The sequence below is a fragment of the Bordetella genomosp. 10 genome, from assembly GCF_002261225.1.
Lineage (GTDB): Bacteria > Pseudomonadota > Gammaproteobacteria > Burkholderiales > Burkholderiaceae_B > Bordetella_C.
On sequence record NZ_NEVM01000001.1, the window covers coordinates 1655700 to 1672794 of the forward strand.

A 17095-nucleotide genomic window follows, 5' to 3' on the forward strand; every position below is an offset into this window, starting at 1 on the left:
GCCACTCGAAAATGCTGCACGCCATTCAACACGCCATTGAATCGAGCGATCCACGCGCGGCCGAGATCCACGCGGACGTGCAGGTATTGACCAAGGAAACGCAGGCGCATTCCTGGCGGTCCAAGATCGGCAAGCACCTTCACCAGCGCATCCGTGCCGGCGATGCCCCGGCTTTCCTGCTCTCGCAAAAGGAATTGAATGCCGCCAACGGGGTGAAACACGAGTATCACCTCGCGGCGACCATGATGCTTTCCCAATATGTCCACACGCTGCCCATGTCCGTGCAGCAGCTTGTCGAATTTCAGGCAGACACCCCGCAAGCAAGAAACATGAGCGCCCTGCCGATTCAATACAGCATGGGTTTTCTTACCCGAGCCATCACACGCATGAGGGCGGCCTTTCCGCATGGCCGGCCGGCGCTCACGGCCCAGCAGTCCCGCATCTTTGAGAGTTGGAAAACCGTGATCGAAAACGGTGTGCGCGTCCCAACTGCGCCGACGCAAGGGTAGCCAACGGCCTGACTACATCTTGTTCAGTTCGGCTTCGAGTACGGCGCAAACATCCATCAGTGCGTCGAAGGATATGGCATCGCCCACCATCAATTCGTCCGCCAACGTGCCCGCATAGTCCTTGGCAAGCGCCTCTCGGGCCTCGCGTTCGGGAACGATTTTCAAATGCCCAGTGACGGCCGCCATGTAGTCGATCACCTGGCCGCCGACACCCTTCCATGAAGAAGAACGACCTGTGGCGGGCGACGGCCTGGGCCACCGCCCGGGCGGCCATGACGGTGGCGAAGTGCGGGCTTTAGGCAACCGCGGCAAGGTCGTTTCACCTGTTTTGTTTCTTTACTGAAATCCACATCGGCGGCTTTCTTCAAAAGCGGAAAGCCTGATTCATGTCTTTTCTGGCTTCCACGCATGCGATTCCGCGTTTTTACTCTTCTGTGGAAGTGTCGGCTTGCGCCTCTGTACTTGCGTGGGAAGGGAAGACAAGCGGCTATACGAATTCGGGTATCGGCAGGAACGTAGCCATGACGACGCTCATCACCGACGACGATCGCATCCGCTTGCTGGCCAACGGTCAGGTCAGCGCAGACGGGCAAGACACCGACCCACTGCCGGTTGTGCTCTTGTTCACGCCAGATGGGAACCTGGCCTGGCTTCTGGCCTCGCTTGACCCCGCAGACGGTTCACCGCTTATGGCCTGATCGATTTGGGGCTGGGCATGCCTGCCTTGGGCACAGTGAAACTGTCCGACTTGGCATCCATCGTCGGCCCGCGCAAGCAGCCCGTGATGCGTGATGGTTACTGCCTGCCGACGCGTCGGCTGTCGGACTATCTTCGACTGGCCGAAGCAAACGGCGCGATTCCGGATTGAACCTCCACGGCCAAGCCGGGCGCATTCAGTCTATCCCGGTCTGGTCTGTGACCTGTACAGTCTGAATCGGCACTCTTGCACCGAGGCGGTGCGAGTCTGCCGCAAACAGTCATGATCTTTGGCGCGGGCTGCGGCATAGTATGGCGATACCGCGCACCATTTTCGGGTTGCGCGGTCGTCGCATTCGGACGGACCACGCAACGCTTCGGAGCCAATCGGTCTTGACACTGCCAGTTTACCCAGCCATCCATGACGGTTTGCCGATGACGCCGTAGTTTGCCTCCTTCACGCCCGTGGCGACGTTCCTGCTATCCGACAGGAGGTTGAGTCATGGCAGAGCCGAGCGCCGAACACCTTGAGCATTGGTATCCGGCCGCCGCGTATCTTTACACGCTGCATCTCGATGGCCCGGCCTTGGCTTGGGAGTACTTGCGCCGCAATCCTGTTTACCGGCTCGACTGGATGCGCCGTCGCCGCCGACCGGACGCGGCGCAGGCTTGGGGACTGCGCTTGCTGGAAGACCCGAGCCTAGACGCGCGGGACGCGCATCCGGTCTGGTTTCTCGATGACGATGCCGTGGTGCAGCTCTACCCAGATACTGATCCGCCGCCCGATGCGGTGGTGTTCGAGTTCTGGCGCATTTCAGGCACCAAACATCTGATCCACGATGGCAAACGCCTGATGCTGGTGTCGCACTGGCCCGGCTGCTGCCTGCGGCTCGCGCTCGGGCCGGGCCTGGAAGACGGCATGGCCTACCTCTACGCCATCCGTGCCTGCGCCACGCCCTGCGCGCGCTATCGCGCGCTCGCGGCCGAACTGGATGCCCTGGCCGCCGCCACGGTTGCCGCGCCTGCGGCGGCGGCCCGCTCCCGGCCCACGCCGGCCACGGTGCTGGAGCTGCACACCTTGCAGGCGCTCGACGCGACCCTGGCGGGCGCGTCCTTGCGCGAAGTCGCCGAAGGACTGTTCGGCGTGGATGCCGTCGCGGCCGACTGGCACAAGGACAGCGCCTTGCGTGCCCGCGTGCGGCGGCTGGTACGCCGTGGCGAGGCGCTGATGCGCGGCGGCTATCGCAGCCTGGCGCAGCTTCCGCCAGTTGCATCGCAGTAAGGGGGGACGTTTTGCAGTCCCTGCAATTCGTCCCTTAGCAAGAAGCCCCTCTTTCTTGAAAGTGCCTCTATCCGGCCGCGTGGTGTGGCCGGGCTTGATGGAGGTACTTCCCATGCGACCTGCTCCCTTGCGGCCAGCCGCCGCTGTTGTTGCTGCGCCCGCGCAGCCCCAACGCTACCTGACCAACGACGAAGCCGCCGGCTACCTGCGCCTGTCGCCGCGCACGCTGGAGAAACAGCGCGTGATCGGCGGCGGGCCGAAGTTTCGCAAGTTTGGCCGCCGCGTCATGTATGCCGTGAGCGACCTCGACGCCTGGGCCGACCAGCGCAGCTACGAGGCGACTTCCGACCCGGAATATGCCGAGCGGCATGCGGGCGACTACCGTGACGGCCGCTGATTTCTGGCTCGCCGGTGGCCATCGCCATGTCCAGCCCATCGCTGCCCCTGCGGCAGCGACCTGTGCAGCAGCGGGAACAGCTCGACCTGTTCCGCGCGCTGCCGGGCGACATGGCGCCGCGCGACAGCCAGGACTTGATGGCCTTTCCGTTCTTCTCGCTGGCGAAGTCGCGGCGCACGACGCCGATCGACTTCCGCGCCGGCGGCATCACCATCAGCGTGGAGGGTACGGCCGAGCACGGCATCGCCACGATCTGGGATGCCGACATCTTGATCTGGGCCGCCAGCCAGATCGTGGAAGCCCGCGATGCGGGCATCCCGACCTCGCGGCTGATGCAGGTGCGTCCATACGAAATCTTGCGTTTTATCGGGCGCGGTGCGTCGCTGCGCGACTACCAGCGCCTCAAAGCGGCCCTGGATCGCCTGCAATCGACCACGGTGGCCACGTCCATCCGCGAGACAACAGGCCGGCGCCTGCATCGCTTCTCGTGGATCAACGAGTGGAAGGAGCTCGCCGACGCCAGCGGCACGCCGCTGGGCATCGAGCTGATCCTGCCGGACTGGTTCTATGCGGGCGTGGTGGACGCCGCCCTGGTGCTGACCATCGACCCGACGTACTTCCGGCTGACCGGCGGCATCGAACGCTGGCTGTACCGGCTGGTGCGCAAGCACGGCGGCAAGCAGGAACATGGCTGGCAGTTCGACTTCCAGCACCTGTACCGCAAGTCAGGCAGCGTGGCGCGCTTCTACGACTTCGCCGCCGACCTGCGCGCCCTGGTGGCACGGCAGTCGTTGCCCGGCTACGTCCTGGGCATCGAGCGGATACCCGGCGAGAAAACCGAACTGCTGACCTTTCGGCCCGTGCCGCCCACGGCACGGGGATAAGTCTGGGAAAACCTGTTAATTCACTCGTGCTATCAGGCAACAGGAGGCTCGTGCTATCAGGCAACAAATCCTCGTGCTATCAGGCAACAAAATCGGCCGCAAACCCTTGCCAGCATTGGGTTTCGCCGCCCTCTAACATTCCTAACTTAAATTCTCTAACTTTTAGTAGGAGCGCGCCGTTTCGGTGGACAACCGCCCAACGGCACCAAACGCAGAAGCGGAAGACCGGCTTTCCAGCAAGGAGGGCCGCGCCATGATCCTCGCTCTGCTCAACCAGAAAGGCGGCGTCGGCAAAACCACGCTCGCCACCCACATCGCGGGCGAGCTGGCGATGCGCGGCCAGCATATCGTCCTGCTCGATGCCGACCCGCAGGGTTCATCGCTGGATTGGACGCAGCGCAGAAGCCAGCAAGGCTTGCCACGGCTGTTCAGCGCCGTGGGCCTGGCCCGCGAAACGCTGCATCAGGAAGCGCCAGAACTCGCCAGGCGAGCCGATCACGTCATCATCGACGGCCCGCCGCGCATCGCCGCCTTGGCGCGCTCCGCGTTGCTGGCGGCCGAGCGCGTGCTGATCCCGGTGCAGCCCAGCCCCTACGACCTTTGGGCCAGCTCGGAAATGGTTTCACTGATCCGAGAAGCCCAGGTCTTCCGGCCTGCGCTGCGCGCGGCCTTCGTCATCAACCGGCGCGTCAGCACCACCATCATCGGCCGTGAGGCGCGGCAATCGCTCGCCGAACAGCCGCTGCCTGCACTGCGCTCGGAAGTGCATCAGCGCATCGTGTTCGCCGATAGCGTGGCCGCTGGCCGGCTCGCACGCGAGACAGCGCCCGACAGTGCCGCAGCCCGCGAAATCACCGCCCTGGTGGACGAACTGCTGCGATGGCCGACATGACAGCGAAGCAGCCACCCAATAACAAGCGAATGGGTAAGCGCGTCGGCATCGGCGCACGTCCGCCCGCGAATCCGCACGCCGAGGCGTGGATTCGCCAGGGCGATGCCGATGCATTGGGCAAAGGCGACCTCTACACGGCCCGCCTCACGCTCGACGTGACGCCGGCCATGCGGGCGCGCATCAAGGTGTCGGCCTTCACGCAAGGCGTGACCGTGGCCGACCTGCTGCGCGCCCTGCTGGAGCGGGAGTTTCCCGATCACCGCAGGGAGAACACACCATGACCGCATCCGCTTTGCCTGCCGCGAACGTGGCGCCGGCTGCGCCTCCGCATTCGCTTTCGGCACTCGCCGGACAGGCCGGCAACGTGCCGCTGACGCGCGTTTCACTGGCCTACATCGAGGCCCGTTTCAAGCTCTATCTGCGCTTCGGTGAACCGGCGCGCACGCTCCAGCTCGACCGCTGGCGGCGCTGCGCGGTGTTTCTGCCGGGCGCGATGCTATGCCGCATCCGCTGGCAGGCCAACGACTACGGAACGATTCGCTGGCAGCTCATGGTGATGCAGACCGCCACGCCGCTCGATGCCGTGCAGCGCATCACTGGCGTGCAGCCGGGCGCACGCCTGCTGCTGCACGCCGAAGGCGATGCCAACGTGCGTGCCGTGCTGGAACGCATCGACGCTATTGAGGCGCTGGGCATCGCCGCCATCGACGTGTCGCCCGAATACACCGCCGAGCGGCACGCCGCCTGGCTGGCCGGGAGGGTGCTGCCATGACCGCTGACTCCACCACGGCACGCATACCCGAAATCGCGCCGCGTCCTCGCTCGCGCCTGCGCGCTCGCATCGTGCTGGCGGGCTTCGCCGCCGTCGGCCTCTCTGCGCTGGTCTGGGGGGCTTTCGTGTCGCCTCTGCCGCGTCTGACCTACAACCCGTCCGACAGCGTGGCGGTCGGCTGGTATCGCATCGACCCGTTCGACGGTCGCGCCGCCTCGCTGCCACGTCCGTTGTCCGTGGGCAGCATCGTGCTGGTGCCGCCGCCGACTACGGCTGCCGCGCTGGCTGCGCAGCGCGGCTACCTGCCGACGCGCGTGCCGCTGCTCAAACGTGTGGGCGCAGTTGCGCCGCAACACGTCTGCATCGTCGCCGGTCAGGTACGCATCGACGGCGTTCCTTCGGCCGCCGTGCTGCCCGCCGACCGGCTGGGCCGGGCGCTGCCGTCCGTGCAGCTCTGCCGTCGCATCGAACCGGGCGAGCTGTTCCTGTTGAGCGTGACCAATCCGGCATCGTTCGACAGCCGGTATTTCGGGCCGGTCAGCGCGTCCGCCGTGATCGGCGTCGCGCACCCGATCTGGCTGGAGACACGCCCATGATGGCCGCCGCTTCGCTGCACGTCGCCGTGCATCCCATCGTGCCATCGGGCGTGTCGATCCAGTGGCTTTCCGCATGTCGTCGCGCGTGCAGCGCGGGCGCATTCGCGCCGCGCTTCGCGCAACATCCGGCGCAGCCGTCCAACGTGCAGGCGTCTTGCCTCGAACGTGCCCGGCCTGCGGTCCCCGGCGTGTCCATCTGCGCGTTCGCCGGCGGGCTGGCTGCGGGTGCAGCAGCGCCGCCGGGCCGCCGACGCCCGGAGCAACAGCGAGGGGCAAAGGCGGAAGGCAAGACAAAAGGACGCGGCACCGGGCCGCGTCGAAAGCCTGTCTGCACATGGGGGTGGCACGGCACGGAGCGGCTTCGCCGCCGTGCCGCTTGGGGCGCGAGGCCCGCGCCAATGCAGGCATCTCCGCGTGCTTCGCACGACCGGACATGCCGTAGCTTGCGGGGAGCGCAACCATGACCGACCGCCGCGACGACGATTTCCGCGTGCGTCCCAGCGCCCCGAAGAACCGGGGCAAGGGTCAGGGCCAGAGCTTCGTTTCCAAGGTGCTCAAGCAGGCTGGCAAGGCCAGCGGCGGCAAGTCCTCGATGCGCCATTCCGCCGCGTCCGGTGGCCAGGGCCAGCGCGCAGGCCAGCGGCCCGGCTCGCGCCTGGGGCGCGGCCATACGGCGGCGCGTTTCGCCGGGGCGAAGCTGACGCCCATGTCTCGGCGCGTGACGATCAAGACCCTGCTGGTCAATCAACGCAATGCCAGCCCGCAGTCGCTCGCCAAGCATCTGCGCTACATCGAGCGCGATGGCGCCGGCCGTGATGGCGAACCTGGGCGGGCCTACGGGCCGCAGACCGACGAAGCCGACCTCGATGCCTTCAAGGAGCGGGCCGCCAACGACCGGCACCATTTCCGCTTCATCGTCTCCCCGGAGGACGGCGCCGAACTGGACGACCTGCGCACCTATACCCGGCATCTGGTGAACCGGATGGAAGCCGACCTGGGGACGCGGCTGGATTGGGTGGCGGTCGATCACTGGAACACCGACAACCCGCATACCCACTTAATCGTGCGCGGACGCGACGACACCGGCAAAGACCTCATCATCGCGGGCGACTACATCGCCCACGGCTTCCGCCATCGGGCCGCCGAGCTGGCGACGGAATGGCTGGGGCCGCGCACCGAACTGGAGATCCAGCAGACCTTGCAGCACGAGGTGGAACAGGAGCGGTGGACGAGCCTCGACCGCACGTTGCAGCGCGAGGCCGGCGAGGATGGCCGGGTGCAGATCGAACGCTTCAACGAACCCTGGCTGCAACGCCAGCGCCTGCTGCTGATCGGCCGCCTGCAACGCTTGCAGCGCCTGGGCCTGGCCGACGAGACGCAGCCCGGCACCTGGGCGGTTCACGCCGATACCGAGAAGACCTTGCGCGCCCTGGGCGAGCGTGGCGACATCATCCGCACCATGCAGCGGGCCATGAGCGGCCAGCCGCGCGAGCTGGCGGTGTTCGAGCCGGGCCAGAACGGCGATGGAAGCGGCCGCACCATCATTGGCCGCGTCGCCGCAAAGGGGCTGGCCGACGAGCTGTACGACCGAGGCTATTTGGTCATCGACGGCGTGGACGGCAAGGCCCACTACGTCGCGTTGAACGCCCGCGACGAGCTGGCGAACTACCCCACCGGCGCGGTGGTGGAGGTACGCGGTTCCGCCGAGGTGCGGGCTGCCGACAAGAACATCGTCACGCTGGCGAGCGATGGCCTGTACCGTGCAGATCATCACCTGGCCATCGAGCAGGGCCGGGCCACGCCCGGACGCGACCCGCAGGAGGTTGTCGCCGCCCACGTCCGGCGGCTGGAAGCCCTGCGCCGGGCCGGCATCGTGGAGCGCGTGGCCGAAGGGCTATGGAAGGTGCCGGACGACCTGGCCGAACGTGGCCGCCAGTACGACGCGCAGCGGCTGGGTGGCGTGGCGGTGGAGCTGAAATCGCACCTGCCGATCGAACGGCAGGCCCGTGCGATCGGCGCAACTTGGCTAGACCAACAGCTGATTGGCGGCAGCCGGGGATTGAGCAACCTGGGCTTTGGTGGCGACGCCAAACAAGCCTTGCAGCAGCGTGCCGATTTCCTGGCCGAACAGGGGTTGGCTGAGCGTCGGGGCCAGCGCGTGATTCTCGCCCGGAACCTGTTAGGGACGCTGCGCAATCGCGAAGTGGCGAAGGCCGCACAGGACATTGCCACCGAAACCAGCCTGGAGCATCGGCCAGTGGCCGACGGGCAGCGCGTGGCCGGCATCTATCGGCGCAGCGTCATGCTCGCCAGTGGTCGCTACGCGATGCTCGATGACGGCATGGGTTTCAGCCTGGTGCCTTGGCGGCCGGTGATCGAACAGCGGCTAGGGCAGCAAATCGCCGCTACAGTGCGCGGTGGCAGGGTGTCTTGGGAAATCGGGCGCCGTCTTGATCCTTCGATCAGTTAGTTGTCCGAAGATGAAACGGCCCTTGGAATATCCACGGTGAGCGTAGTCTTTGTTCGCTCCTCAAAGCTGTGCTGTCCGACGTATGTCCGCTTGCTTCGTTCATGCAGGACGATGCCGAGGGCAATCACCCGTTCGTTCCGCAGTTTCTTGAGATTCCATCTACTTGAACCCCAGCCCTTTCCGCTTCGCCATGTCAATGAATGCACGAAGCTTGGGTTGCGCTTGGGTTCTGGCCGGAAAATAGAGGTGCAGCCCGGTGGTCGGGCGGATGTAATCTCGCAACACCGACTGGAGACGACCCATCGCCAGATCCTCAGCCGCCTCAAGGTCGGCCACATAGGCGAGGCCCAATCCCTGGCGAGCGAACGACAACAATGATGCGCGTTCATTGACAACGATCCGTCCCGTCATGTCCACGATGAAGTCGCGGCCTCGTCGGTTGAACTCCCACCGGTGTCGTTGTCCTGACGTGACGAAGCGATAGAGGATGCCTTCATGCTGAGTCAATTCCTCGGGCTTCCGAGGCCGGCCAGCCCGCGCGAAGTAAGCAGGCGAACCAACCACAGACCAACAGAGTTCGGGCGTGAGCTTCACGGCGACCATATCCTTCTCAACCGTCTCCCCCAGGCGAATTCCCGCGTCATAAAGCCCGCTCGCAAGATCCACCGTTCCCTCGTCGATCGACAGTTCCAACGTGACATCGGGATAGGCGCGGCAGTACTCCGGAACAATCGGCTCAACGAGCAGCATCATGGCGGTGCGCGTCATGGTCAGACGTAGGGTGCCTGTCGGGCGGGTTTGATAGTTCGACAGGTGTACCAGCGCATCGCCTATTTCAGCGGCGGCCGGCTTCAGACGCTCGAACAGCGCCGCACCGGGCTCCGTCAAGACGACGCTACGCGTTGTTCGCTGGAACAACACGACGCCGTGCCGCTGTTCAAGCTGCTGGATGGCCTTGCTGACCGCGGTGGATGAGATGTTCAAATCGAGCGCTGCCCGCGTGAAACTCAAATGTTTAGCGACGGAAAGGAACGGAATGATCCCGTCGAGCTGATCCTTTTCCATAGGGCAATTACAAACCTCAGGTTGATAAGTCATCCCATTTTAAGCAGTTTTTCAGTCCAATCGTGCGATGTAACATCGATTCTCATCGCGCGGCAATTGGCGCTCAACTGCAAGGAGGATGGAGATATGACCGTCCGTACCTGGTTTATCACAGGCGTGAACAGAGGCTTCGGCCGACTGATGACGGAACAGCTTCTGGAGCGCGGCGACCGCGTTGCAGGCACTGCCCGTAAGATGGATTCGCTGATCGATCTGAAAGAAAGATATGGCGAGCAGCTTTGGCTTCACTCGCTTGATCTGACCGATACGCTTGCGATTCGCGGCGTCGTCGATGCGGCGTTTGCCCATTTCGGTCGTATCGACGTTGTGGTCAACAATGCCGGCTACGGTCTGTTCGGTGCGGCAGAAGAAGTGTTGGAAGAGCAGATCGCCCATCAGATCAGCACCAACCTTGTCGGATCGATCCAGGTCGTTCGTACGGTTGTGCCGCACCTGCGCTCGCAAGGCGGTGGACGCATCCTGCAAATATCGAGCATGGGTGGTCAGATCGCTCTCCCGGGCCTATCGCTCTACCACGCGACGAAGTGGGGTATCGAAGGATTCTTCGAATCCACCATCCAGGACATCGCCCCGTTCAACATTCAGGTCACGCTCGTCGAGCCAGGAAGCGCTCGCACGAACTTCGCGTTCGCGAGCGCCGTAATGCCGAAGGCCGTGAGCGCCTACGACCAGACCCCCGCCGGAGACACCCGCCGGATCATCGAAGGCGGCGGATATCAGCCGAAAGTCGATCCTGAGAAGGTCGTCCGCGAGATTCTCGCCTCGGTCGAGCGAGAGCCCGCCCCCAAACGTCTCGTTCTCGGGGTGGACGCCTATACGTTGATCAGCGAGGCACTCAAAGACCGTTTGGCGGCGCTGGAAGCGCAGAAGGACATCGCCTTATCTGTGGACTTCGACGACTAGGGCAGCACCGATGGCGGCCAAGACACGCTGATCGGCTTCTTTTCCGGGCAGAGACACCAAGGCCGGAGCATTTCGCCTCAGCATCTGCGTCATTCAATAAGGAACTTCACAATGAACATGATCGACAAGGGGCGCCGCAGTGCCCTGTCCATTGGAGCCGCTGCTGCTCTATTCGCACTGTTCTCCGCACCCTCGGCGATGGCCCAAAGTGGATCGGATGTAACTGCCTCGAATAAACAGAAAGTCGAAGCAGCGCTCACGGCTTGGAGTAACGGCGGCAATGTCCTGGGCGTTCTCTCCAATGAGATCAAGTGGACGGTTCTCGGCGATTCACTCATCGCGGGGACGACGGTTGGAATGGATGAGCTGAACGCCAAGATCAACATTCCCTTTGGCGCTCGATTTGCGCATTCAACTGAAAAATTCCGTCCGGTCGAGATCAAGGGCATCTATGGCGATGGCGACATGGTGATCGCGCAGTTCGTGGGACGAGGAATCGCTAACGATGGCAAGCCCTACGTCAACAACTACGCCTGGTTTCTCAAAATGAAGGACGGCTTGGTTATCGAAGGGACAGCGTTTTTCGACGCCGTTAGATTCAATGATCTCTGGACGCGCGTACCTGTCAGCAATTAACGGCATCTCCACCTTCGTCCCAACTTCCTGATTGCATCGCCCAGCGGTTCCCATCAAGGCGATGGCTGCACGCCGTTCGTTGCAATAACCGCAAGGAGATAACTATGACCATTCGCACCTGGTTCATCACGGGCGTGAGCAGTGGCTTTGGCCGACTGATGACGGAGCAACTACTGGAGCGCGGCGACCGCGTTGCCGGTACTGCCCGCAAGATGGAGTCGTTGCTCGACCTGAAAGAAAAATATGGCGAGCAGCTTTGGCTCGAATCGCTTGATCTGACTGACACGCCAGCCGTCCGCAGCGTCGTCAATGCAGCCTTCGCCCACTTCGGCCGCATCGATGTCATCGTCAACAATGCCGGGTACGGCTTGGTCGGTGCCGCCGAAGAACTGCTGGATGAGCAGATCATCCACCAGCTCAACACCAATGTCGTGGGATCGATCCAGGTGGTGCGCGCGGCATTGCCGCATCTGCGTGCCCAAGGGGGCGGCAGGATCATGCAGCTTTCCAGCATGGGCGGACAGTGGGCGATGCCGGGGCTCTCGCTTTACCACGCGTCGAAGTGGGCGATGGAGGGCTTCTTCGAATCCGCCAGCCTCGATATTGCGCCATTCAATATCCAGACGACGCTTGTCGAGCCGGGCAGCGCGCGTACCGAATTCGCCGCGAACAGTGCCGCCATTGCACCAGCCCTGGACGCCTATGCGCAAACTCCGGCCGGCGCGGTGCGGCGCGTCATCGAACCGGGCTTCAGAGGCCAGCCGGGAGACCCTGTGAAGATGGTGCAAGCCATGATCGCCTCGGTCGATCAGACACCCGCACCGAAACGCTTGGCGTTGGGTTCCGATGCCTTCCAGAACATCAAGGCGGCCTTGACCGAGCGACTCGCTTCCTTGGAGGCACAAAAGGACATTGCCGTCAGCACTGACTTTCCGGTTGCCTGAAATACCGCTCGCTGACCAACCAGAAACACCCATCTTTCGGCTCATAAATACCAATTGGATTCCCCATGACTCAGAAAACATGGTTCATCACCGGCACCTCTCGCGGCTTCGGCCGGATATGGGCCGAAGCCGCCTTGGCGCGAGGCGACAAGGTAGTGGCAACCGCGCGTCGTCTTGAAACCTTGGAGCCATTGGTCGAAACCTATGGAGACGCCGTGCTGCCGCTCCAACTCGACGTCACCGACCGGCAAGCCGCTTTCGCAGCCATCAACCGGGCCAAGGAGCACTTTGGCCACCTCGACGTCGTTATCAACAACGCCGGCTTTGGCCTGAGCGGTGCCATCGAGGAAGTCGGTGAAGCCGATGCGCGAGTCCAGATCGAGACGAACGTGTTTGGCGCCCTTTGGGTCACCCAGGCCGCGTTGCCGATCATGCGCGAGCAGAAAGGCGGCCACATCCTCTCCGTCTCCAGCATTGGCGGCATTGTCACCTTTCCGACCCTCGGCCTGTACCACGCATCCAAGTGGGCGCTCGAAGGCATGATGGACGCGCTGTCCCAAGAGGTCAGCGACCTGGGAATCAAGGTGACCCTGATCGAACCGGGCGGCTATGCCACCGACTTCGTAGACCCTTCGTCCATGAAGTTCTCGCCTTCGCTGGAAGTCTACGACGAGGTACGCAAGCAGCTTGCCGCGTCATTTTTGCCCGAAACCGTGGGCAATCCGCAGGCGACGGCGCAGGCGATCTTGCAGGTCGTCGACGCTCCCGAACCGCCGCTGCGCATTTTCCTGGGCAGCTACCCGCTTCCCTTGGCTCGCCAGCGCTACGAGGAGCGTCTTGCCAACTGGGAAAAGTGGGCGGAAGTCTCGAATTCGGCCCAGGGGAAACCGGCCTGACTAAGGCTACGCGGAACGCGCGAACGATCGTGCGCGCGTTCGGCTCGGTATCCACGTGGGCGATAAGTCATCCACCATGGATGAAACAGACACCCATCGGTGATTGGCTTGGCTTTGAGCCGCTGCAATCACGATTACACCCTCGCAGGCGCTCCCACGTTGAGTGCCGGTATGTGGGTAAACGCTTCTGCGATGAAGTCCATGAAGGCAATCGCGCGCTTTGGCAGAAGGCGGTTGGCGACGTACAAGATTTGGATAGGCACCGGGGGGGCTTCGTAGCCGCCCAACAGAAGTTTCAGGTTGCCGTTCCTCAGTCCATCCTCGAACAGCCACCTTGGCCCGTGCGCGATGCCTATCCCAGTGTTCACCGCTTCCTGTACTGCCTGCGGCGAATTGACCCGAAGCCGGCCCGAAATAGGTACTTCGGAATCACGGAAGTGCCAGGTACTGCCCGACGACAGCAACGTATAGACAATGCAATCATGCCCGAGCAGGTCGTCAGGCCCGCGCGGCACACCGTGACGGGCCAGGTAGGTGGCACTGGCGACGCATACCCGCTCGAACATGCCGATACGTCGGGCTCGCAGGGCACTGTCCTCAAGGTGACCGATGCGGATCGCCAGCTCGGCACCTTCATCGACCAAGTTCACGTAGCGATCGCCGATCTGGAGATCCAACGCCAAGCCGGAAAAACGCGCCAAGAAGGCGGGCACTTGCGGCAGCACGAACGCATGGGCCAGCGCGGTAGGACAGGCGACACGCAGCAGCCCCGTGGGTTCTGCCTCATCGCGCAGGGAAGACTCCGACTCCGCTACGGCATCGAGTATTCGCCGCGCCTCCGCGTAGTAACGCTCGCCTTCCGGCGTCAATGCGAGCCGGCGTGTGGTTCGCAGCAACAGCCTGGTCTGGAGGTGCTCCTCCAACGCAGCCACGTACCGACTCACATTGGGCTGCCCCAAGCCCAAGTCGCGCGCCGCAGCAGAAAAGCTCCCAGTTTCCACCGCCCGGGCAAAGCAGGTCATCAGGAGAAAGCGATCCAAGTACTGCCTCCGATATTTATGCAGTTACAGCATGGATTATATGCAGGCGGCCTATCTTATCGGATTTTGTGCATAGGTTCATGCTTGCATTGTCGGCAGCACATTCGCTGTTCGCAGTATCACTACTAGGAGCGTCCTCATGTCCCGCTTGCAAGGCAAACGTACTCTTATCACTGGCGGTACTTCCGGCATTGGCCTGGAAACCGCGAAACAATTTCTGGCCGAAGGCGCGCGTGTCGTCGTCACAGGGAACAACCCCGACAGTATCGCCAAGGCCAGGACGGAGCTAGGCTCCGAGGTGCTTGTGGTGCGCGCCGATTCGGCCGACATCACCGCGCAGCGCAAGCTCGCCGAAACCGTCAAGGCGCACTATGGCCAGCTCGATGTCGCCTTCCTCAACGCTGGCGTGTCCGTCTGGCTGCCGATCGAGGAATGGACAGAGGAGATGTTCGACCGCTCCTTCGACATCAACGTCAAGGGGCCGTACTTCCTGATCCAGGCACTGCTGCCGGTGTTCACCAACCCGGCATCGGTCGTGCTCAACACGTCGATCAACGCCCATGTCGGCGCAGAGCGTTCGTCGATATATGCTGCCACCAAGGCCGCATTCCTGAATATGTCGAAGACGTTATCGAGCGAATTGCTCGGACGCGGTATCCGCGTCAACGCGGTCAGCCCCGGCCCCGTCGAAACGCCGCTGTACGACAAGCTGGGCATTCCCGCCGCCTACCGAGAACAGGTCAACAAGGACATCGCCGCCAGCATTCCTTTCGGCCGCTTCGGCACCCCCGAAGAAGTGGCCAAGGCCGTGCTGTACCTGGCTTCCGACGAGTCCAGGTGGACGGTCGGCGCCGAAATCATCGTCGATGGCGGTCGCACGCTCAACGGCTGACGGAACACGCACATTACGGAGTACATCCCTGTGAAATCCCTCATTAGCGGTCTTCTGGCCGTGGTTCTCTTCACTGCATCGCTTGCTTCGATGTCCGCTTCCGCGCAGACCGTCCAGACACGCAAGAGCGCACTGATCTTGATCGAGTTTCAGAATGACTGGATGGCGCCGACCGGCGGCATCAACAGTCAATTCAAGGATCGCCAGCAGTTCGACGAATCGGTCGCCAATTCCAGGAAGGTGTTAGCCGAAGCCCGTCGCCGTCATATGGAAGTGATTTACGTCACCATGACCCTCGATCCTTCCTACAAGGTGCTCGGTCAGGCGAAGTATGGTCTGCGCGAAATGATGCCGAAGTACAAATCCTTCCTTGGCAAGCAGGCCGACATTTTCCCGGGCTTCGAACCGATCGACGGAGAGTATGTGATTCGCGAGCGTACCGGCAGCAGCGGCTTTGCCGGCACCACGCTCGACAGCTATCTGCGCAACAACCACATCGAAGACATCTATCTCATGGGCTATTCGCTGCGTCAGTGCGTGGAATCGACGCTGCGGAACGCGCACGACCTGGGCTACAACACCAGCGTCATCTATGACGCTTCCGCAGCCTTCACACGGGAACAGCAGACCTCATTCGTGAAGGAGATCGCCCCCTTTTACGGCAATGCCATAACGGCTAATGATTTCATCAAGTCTGCAAACTGAGAAAAGGAAACGCCCCGAGCCTTCATGGGGCGTTTCCCGTTGATCTGCATAGGAACTTGAATCGATGGAGCTACGCCATTTGCGTTGTTTCCTCGCAGTGGCCGAAGAACTCCACTTCGCCCGAGCTGCCGAGAAGTTGCACATTGAGCAGTCTCCGCTGTCACGGGCAATCAAGGAGTTGGAAGAGGAACTGGGGGTTCAACTTTTCTTCCGAACGACGCGAAGCACCCGCCTAACTCAGGCCGGCAAGTTGTTTCTGGAGCACGTGCCGCGCGTCTTCGCCGCCTTGGAGCAGGCGCGCGATAGCGTGAAGGCTGCCGCTAATGGTTTCCATGGCCAGTTGCGAGTCGCTCTGTCGGATGGCATTGCGCCTTCGCGCTTTTCAAGCTTCCTGGCATTGTGCAGACAAGAGGAACCAGAGGTAGAAATTCGTCTTTCCGAAGTGCCGCTGTCACACCAAATTAAAGGACTGTGCAACGACATGTATGACGTGGGGTTTGCACAGTCGGATGAGGTTGGTGATGGACTCATCGCAGAACCCGTATGGAGCGAGCCCTTGATGGTAGCGGTGCCCGCGCGACATCCCCTATTGACCTATAAGCATTTGCCGCTGAAGGAAGTGCTACGTTATCCATTGGTGCTTGGCGATCCACAGGCATGCGAGGGCCATGCACGGCAAATCGAGCGCGTGCTGCGTCGAGTGGATCAGGAACCGTTGATTGCTGAAAGGGTTTCCTCCACCGACCTGATGATGGCGTTGGTATCGGCGGGTTTCGCTTTGGGACTGGCCGGTGCTTCACAGATCGCCGCTAGCCGTGAACCTGGCGTAGTGGCACGACCATTGGCCGGCCGTTCGCCAGTGCTCACCACCTATCTGTTGCGTTTAGACAGCGAGCCTTCGGAGACACTTGTTCGCTTCATCCAAAGGGTCAACGCCATCGAATCCACCTTACGCAAAAGTTCTACTTTGCCACCGGAACCCGATACGTCGGAGGAAACCAAGCCATGAAGAAGACCATCCCGTTTCTGCTGGCCGTAGCACTGACGGCCTGCGGCCAGTCCGAGACACCTCAAAGGACTAACCTGCCGACCGTTGAGGAGCTGGCATCCAACCCTGAGCGGCTTAAAGAGCTGCGCCAGCAATGCAGGCTGGAACGCGCGAAGCTGGGCGACGAGCTATGCAACCGGGTAGCTGAAGCCACACGCAAGCGGTTCTACGGCGACGGCACGGTGCCCTATACGCCGCAGGAGAGCCCGCCCAAGTTCTGATCGTCGGTGCATCGCCACGAATCTCCCGATTTCTTGCTCGACACGCCGCAATGCGCCTTCGCTTGCGGCGTTTTTTCTGCCTGCGCCCCTGCGCGAAATCTTGCTTTTTTCTCGACCTTTCTTCCGATAACGGTCTTTGACCGGCACCGACCCGGCACTGATCCTCGCGCTATGCGGCACGTACTTA

General features: G+C 62.6%; 20 protein-coding genes and 1 pseudogene. 18 read left to right on the top strand and 3 right to left on the bottom strand.

Annotation, left to right across the window (positions count from 1 at the left end; translation table 11 throughout):
• The first annotated feature begins 11 nt into the window (after nucleotides 1-11).
• Complete coding sequence (locus CAL29_RS07220) at nucleotides 12-509, top strand: hypothetical protein (protein ID WP_094852226.1); 498 nt, start codon at nucleotides 12-14, stop codon at nucleotides 507-509.
• A 12-nt stretch (nucleotides 510-521) separates the two neighbouring features.
• On the opposite strand, the gene CAL29_RS31975 is transcribed toward CAL29_RS07220, so the two are convergent.
• A complete protein-coding gene (locus tag CAL29_RS31975) occupies nucleotides 522-695 on the bottom strand; it encodes a hypothetical protein (RefSeq protein ID WP_256977241.1) in 174 nt (57 codons plus the stop codon).
• Between the two features lie 335 nt (nucleotides 696-1030).
• Between CAL29_RS31975 and CAL29_RS07230 the strand changes: the two are divergent.
• From CAL29_RS07230 to CAL29_RS07280, 9 genes and pseudogenes are all read left to right on the top strand, one after another.
• A pseudogene (locus CAL29_RS07230) lies at nucleotides 1031-1377 on the top strand (DUF2958 domain-containing protein).
• Between the two features lie 330 nt (nucleotides 1378-1707).
• Nucleotides 1708-2487, top strand: coding sequence for a DUF2285 domain-containing protein (locus tag CAL29_RS07235; RefSeq protein WP_094852227.1), 780 nt, complete (start codon nucleotides 1708-1710; stop codon nucleotides 2485-2487).
• Between the two features lie 112 nt (nucleotides 2488-2599).
• Complete coding sequence (locus CAL29_RS07240) at nucleotides 2600-2884, top strand: helix-turn-helix transcriptional regulator (RefSeq protein ID WP_094852228.1); 285 nt, start codon at nucleotides 2600-2602, stop codon at nucleotides 2882-2884.
• Nucleotides 2885-2910: 26 nt separating this feature from the next.
• Nucleotides 2911-3768 (top strand): replication initiator protein A, encoded by an 858-nt coding sequence (locus tag CAL29_RS07245; RefSeq protein WP_094852772.1) that lies wholly within the window; start codon nucleotides 2911-2913, stop codon nucleotides 3766-3768.
• 253 nt (nucleotides 3769-4021) lie between these two features.
• Nucleotides 4022-4660: a ParA family partition ATPase gene (gene parA, locus CAL29_RS07255; protein WP_094852229.1), complete on the top strand. Its 639-nt coding sequence runs from the start codon at nucleotides 4022-4024 to the stop codon at nucleotides 4658-4660.
• Nucleotides 4657-4941, top strand: a complete 285-nt coding sequence (locus tag CAL29_RS07260; protein ID WP_094852773.1) for a chromosome partitioning protein ParB — start codon at nucleotides 4657-4659, stop codon at nucleotides 4939-4941. The genes parA and CAL29_RS07260 overlap by 4 nt, the downstream gene beginning before the upstream one ends.
• On the top strand, nucleotides 4938-5432 hold the full coding sequence (locus CAL29_RS07265) for a DUF2840 domain-containing protein (protein WP_094852230.1): 495 nt from the start codon (nucleotides 4938-4940) through the stop codon (nucleotides 5430-5432). The genes CAL29_RS07260 and CAL29_RS07265 overlap by 4 nt, the downstream gene beginning before the upstream one ends.
• On the top strand, nucleotides 5429-6028 hold the full coding sequence (locus tag CAL29_RS07270; RefSeq protein ID WP_094852231.1) for a S26 family signal peptidase: 600 nt from the start codon (nucleotides 5429-5431) through the stop codon (nucleotides 6026-6028). The genes CAL29_RS07265 and CAL29_RS07270 overlap by 4 nt, the downstream gene beginning before the upstream one ends.
• A 460-nt stretch (nucleotides 6029-6488) precedes the next feature.
• Nucleotides 6489-8498 carry a relaxase/mobilization nuclease and DUF3363 domain-containing protein gene (locus CAL29_RS07280; protein ID WP_094852233.1) on the top strand — a complete coding sequence of 670 codons (2010 nt, stop codon included), beginning with the start codon at nucleotides 6489-6491 and terminating at the stop codon, nucleotides 8496-8498.
• Nucleotides 8499-8657: 159 nt separating this feature from the next.
• Here CAL29_RS07280 and CAL29_RS07285 read toward each other — a convergent pair whose 3' ends face one another.
• Nucleotides 8658-9563, bottom strand: a complete 906-nt coding sequence (locus CAL29_RS07285; protein ID WP_094852234.1) for a LysR family transcriptional regulator — start codon at nucleotides 9561-9563, stop codon at nucleotides 8658-8660.
• Nucleotides 9564-9689: 126 nt separating this feature from the next.
• On the opposite strand from CAL29_RS07285, the gene CAL29_RS07290 reads away from it, so the two are divergent.
• The 4 genes from CAL29_RS07290 (at nucleotide 9690) to CAL29_RS07305 (ending at nucleotide 13002) form a co-directional block, all read left to right on the top strand.
• Nucleotides 9690-10526: an SDR family oxidoreductase gene (locus tag CAL29_RS07290; RefSeq protein ID WP_094852235.1), complete on the top strand. Its 837-nt coding sequence runs from the start codon at nucleotides 9690-9692 to the stop codon at nucleotides 10524-10526.
• 111 nt (nucleotides 10527-10637) lie between these two features.
• On the top strand, nucleotides 10638-11162 hold the full coding sequence (locus CAL29_RS07295) for a nuclear transport factor 2 family protein (RefSeq protein ID WP_094852236.1): 525 nt from the start codon (nucleotides 10638-10640) through the stop codon (nucleotides 11160-11162).
• Nucleotides 11163-11266: 104 nt separating this feature from the next.
• Nucleotides 11267-12106: an SDR family oxidoreductase gene (locus CAL29_RS07300; RefSeq protein WP_094852237.1), complete on the top strand. Its 840-nt coding sequence runs from the start codon at nucleotides 11267-11269 to the stop codon at nucleotides 12104-12106.
• Nucleotides 12107-12171: 65 nt separating this feature from the next.
• Nucleotides 12172-13002: an SDR family oxidoreductase gene (locus CAL29_RS07305; RefSeq protein WP_094852238.1), complete on the top strand. Its 831-nt coding sequence runs from the start codon at nucleotides 12172-12174 to the stop codon at nucleotides 13000-13002.
• A 134-nt stretch (nucleotides 13003-13136) separates the two neighbouring features.
• On the opposite strand, the gene CAL29_RS07310 is transcribed toward CAL29_RS07305, so the two are convergent.
• Entirely contained in the window at nucleotides 13137-14042 is a 906-nt protein-coding gene (locus CAL29_RS07310; protein ID WP_094852239.1) for a LysR family transcriptional regulator, read from the bottom strand.
• 139 nt (nucleotides 14043-14181) lie between these two features.
• Here CAL29_RS07310 and CAL29_RS07315 point away from each other — a divergent pair, with 139 nt between their 5' ends.
• From CAL29_RS07315 to CAL29_RS07330, 4 genes are all read left to right on the top strand, one after another.
• A complete protein-coding gene (locus CAL29_RS07315) occupies nucleotides 14182-14934 on the top strand; it encodes an SDR family oxidoreductase (protein ID WP_094852240.1) in 753 nt (250 codons plus the stop codon).
• A 30-nt stretch (nucleotides 14935-14964) separates the two neighbouring features.
• Nucleotides 14965-15639: an isochorismatase family cysteine hydrolase gene (locus tag CAL29_RS07320; protein WP_256977242.1), complete on the top strand. Its 675-nt coding sequence runs from the start codon at nucleotides 14965-14967 to the stop codon at nucleotides 15637-15639.
• Nucleotides 15640-15703: 64 nt separating this feature from the next.
• Entirely contained in the window at nucleotides 15704-16648 is a 945-nt protein-coding gene (locus CAL29_RS07325) for a LysR family transcriptional regulator (protein ID WP_094852242.1), read from the top strand.
• A complete protein-coding gene (locus CAL29_RS07330; protein ID WP_094852243.1) occupies nucleotides 16645-16908 on the top strand; it encodes an EexN family lipoprotein in 264 nt (87 codons plus the stop codon). Before CAL29_RS07325 ends, CAL29_RS07330 begins: the two co-directional genes overlap by 4 nt.
• The last annotated feature ends 187 nt before the right edge of the window (nucleotides 16909-17095 follow it).